Genomic DNA, 2,949 nt, shown 5'->3' with positions numbered 1-2,949 from the left:
TCGGTCAACTCGCCACGTCCCACCACCGGAACATGATCAGCGACCGGGCCTCAAACGATTCGCAGGACACGCCCTAGATGAGCGAGCCGGACGATACTGGCAACTCAACCAGACCGGCACGACCGTACTCGCTGAGCTAGAGCGCGGCCGCACAGTCAGGGAGATTGTGGACGGCCTCGTCGCCGAGCACGACGTGGAGCTGGCCCGCGCGACCGCCGATGTACGACAGCTGGTCGCCGAGCTGAGCAAGGCACGGCTTACCGAGGGCGATGCCGTGTGAGCGTCTCGATGCAATTGCCAGAGCGTCGCCGCGCAGGTACTCTCATCGACCGGAGCATGGCCCGCGGTGCAGTTGCTGCGGCGCATGTGATCGCTCGGCTCCCGCCAACACGCATGCGCACTGTGCTCTCCCTGCTCGCTGCGCGGGCGCGCCCAGCACCTGCGACGACCGTCACACATGCCCACAGTCTCGTCGTGGCGGTGAGTTCCTACTGTGCGGGATGGCGGGGCTGTCTGCCACGCGCGATCGCGGTAGGGCTGATCTGCCGATGCTCCGGCACCTGGCCGGAATGGGCTGCTGGGGTCCGGGCAACGCCACCGTTTGCCGCACACGCCTGGGTGGTCGCGGACGGCGCGATCGTCGGCGAGCCCGGCGGCTCGACCGCGTTTCGCGCGCTCATGCGCGTGCCTCCCGGGCGTAGTACCGCACCGGAGCTGCGATGACAAGTACGGGACGGCGGTCGGGGTGGAACGAACTCGTCGGCCTGCTCACGGGCCACAGGGCCGCCGTCGCTCTTGCCGGGGTCCTCATGCTCGCCGGTGCCAGCCTGTCCCTTGCGCAGCCGCTGATCGCTGGCCGCGTCGTCGACGCCGTGCGCGACTCGGGTCCGGTGGGCATGCTGGTGTGGGTCCTGATCGCGGTCTTCGCTGTGCAGATCATCGTGGACACCAGCAGTCGTTACGTACTGCAGTGCACCGGCGAGAGTGTCGTACTCGAGGTGCGTCGGCAGCTGGTCGGCCATCTCATGCGTTTGCCTGTGCGTACGGTTGATCACACCCGCACGGGCGACCTCGTCTCCCGCGTCGGCACCGACGCGGCAGCTCTGCGTGACACTGTCGGCCGCGGATTCGTCGAGGTCGCAGTGGGTGCACTCTCAGTCGTCGGTGCGGCAGTCCTGATGCTGGGCATCGACTGGCTCATTTTTGCTGCGGTGCTGGCGGTCTTCGTGGGCGCCGCAGCAGTCGTGGCGGTCGTTCTGGGCAGGATCCGCGACGCGGCTGAGGATGTGCAGTCGACGGTGGGCACGCTCGGTGCCGATCTCGAGCTCCAGACGTCGTCTAGCCTCGCTGCAATAGATCTTGATCCGCTGGTAGTGGCCCGTGAACCCGTACTCGGCGACCAGCCGTTCGTGGACCACCGTGGCCTTCAGACGCGGATCCTCGGACAGCCAGGCGTCGATGAGATCGGTGAACGGGTCGACCAACCTGGGCACCGTCCCGGCCCGCGACGCCGCTCGCGGCGGCGCCGACGGCGCATCGGGCGCGAGATACTTCTTCGCCGTGCGCCAGTCGCAGCCAGCGTGAGCTGCGATTTCCTTCCACGTCGCCCCAGCCGCGCGCAACGGGGCGAACCTCCTGATGTCCATCCATGCCTCCACAGGCAGGATCACGGGCGACCACCCTCCGGGCTCGTCTGCTTGGTGACTGACAGAGCCCGGAGGGTGGTCCCTCCCTGAGCTGATCTACTAGTCCGACGCGCCGGACCAACGACAAACCAGCTCGTACCTACAACGACATCAGAGCCCGTACGCGGACAACCTGTGCATTGAGCCTTTCACGGCCGTGCTCCCCATCGGAGAGCTCACCGCATCGTTTGCCTCCCGGCTGCTGGCCGCCGAACGCGCTCGACGCGGGACCTCGTCGCGGCAGGCGTGCGCTGCGCTGTTACCGCCAAACGGTGCTGGTGTTGCGGTGGTTCCTCGACGCTACCCGGATCGCCCCATCTCTCGGTCGACAATCGGCTCTCGCTCTCCACCGCCTACCGGTACCTGCACGAGGGCCGCTGCTGAAGACGGGCTCAGGGTAGTTCGTCGAGGACTGTGGAGTATTCGGCAGGGCAAGTTGAGCCGTTCCGTCAGAGGTTCGCTGTATCGTTCGGAACCGTCGAAGGCGTCGAGGTGCTGAAGGGGTGTGTTGGGTGTCCACATGGGTGCGGAACGACGAAGACGGCCGGAGTTTGTCTGAGAGATGGTTCGCAAGAGGAGTGCCACGTCCGCTGGCGGACACCGGTGGCCTCTCCGTCTGTGAGTACCTCAACCTGGATACGGGCGCAAGTATAGTCCTGCTGCCAACACAGGGGTGGAAAGAGGCCAGAAAGACAGGCGGCGGCTGTTATCAGGCGTGGAACATTCCACCCGGCGACTACCCGGCAATCCAATGGAACGTGAGATCGTCAAGAACGGGCGAGCGAGTCCTCAGCGGATTTGGCGGACCCACCGCGAATGTAGAGTGGAGCCGCGCATTCAGCGAAATGAAGAACGCGATCGAAGAGAAGCTAGACGTAAACGACGAAGCCTGAGGTCGTGTTTGGGAAGAATTTGCGCGCCCGCATCCTGCACTTTCAGTGCCCATGCTCCGGTAGCTGGTCTTGAATCCTGAGCGGGAACATCCTGCGCAAGTGTTATGGAGACATTGACTCCTCGAAGAGGCGACCGACGACTTCCCCGCCCCGGGCAGGGTCCTGAGCGGTGCGGATCCGTTCGGCCAACGCCGCGTCCGCTGCTGCTCTGGCAGCCCGTCGGGGCGCGGCCGCCGAGGCGGCGCTGTCGTTTCCGCACGATCTGCGGTTCGAACGTCGACGCCCGGTCGCGCGGGACCGAGATCTCGATCTCGCCGACCGCATCCGAGATGACCGTTTTCGACCGGGTCCCGTTCCGGGTGTTCGTCGAT

4 protein-coding genes and 2 pseudogenes are annotated in these 2,949 nt (G+C 65.8%); 5 read left to right on the top strand and 1 reads right to left on the bottom strand.

Features of this window, described 5'->3' with window-relative positions; translation table 11 throughout:
* The 5 genes and pseudogenes from FVA95_RS28250 to FVA95_RS31440 form a co-directional block, all read left to right on the top strand.
* The coding region (locus FVA95_RS28250; RefSeq protein ID WP_149666839.1) for a lasso peptide biosynthesis PqqD family chaperone at window positions 1-280 on the top strand (280 nt) is incomplete at its 5' end.
* A gap of 8 nt (window positions 281-288) precedes the next feature.
* The gene (locus FVA95_RS28245) at window positions 289-723 is read left to right on the top strand and encodes a lasso peptide biosynthesis B2 protein (RefSeq protein WP_149666840.1); all 435 of its coding nucleotides are present in this window, start codon (window positions 289-291) and stop codon (window positions 721-723) included.
* On the top strand, window positions 720-1,736 hold the full coding sequence (locus FVA95_RS34165; protein ID WP_149666838.1) for an ABC transporter transmembrane domain-containing protein: 1,017 nt from the start codon (window positions 720-722) through the stop codon (window positions 1,734-1,736). The genes FVA95_RS28245 and FVA95_RS34165 overlap by 4 nt, the downstream gene beginning before the upstream one ends.
* Window positions 1,737-1,842: 106 nt before the next feature.
* Window positions 1,843-2,060 (top strand): annotated as a pseudogene (locus FVA95_RS28235) (IS5/IS1182 family transposase); the annotation flags it as partial.
* Window positions 2,061-2,197: 137 nt separating this feature from the next.
* Complete coding sequence (locus tag FVA95_RS31440) at window positions 2,198-2,578, top strand: hypothetical protein (protein WP_162557703.1); 381 nt, start codon at window positions 2,198-2,200, stop codon at window positions 2,576-2,578.
* Window positions 2,579-2,807: 229 nt separating this feature from the next.
* On the opposite strand, the pseudogene FVA95_RS28230 reads toward FVA95_RS31440, so the two are convergent.
* Window positions 2,808-2,949, bottom strand: a pseudogene (locus FVA95_RS28230) (transposase); the annotation flags it as partial.

Origin of the sequence: Pseudonocardia sp. EV170527-09, assembly GCF_008369905.1 — a bacterium.
Taxonomy (GTDB): Bacteria; Actinomycetota; Actinomycetes; order Mycobacteriales; family Pseudonocardiaceae; genus Pseudonocardia.
Note: the sequence above shows the minus strand (reverse complement) of the source record. Positions and strands in the feature narration are given on the sequence as shown.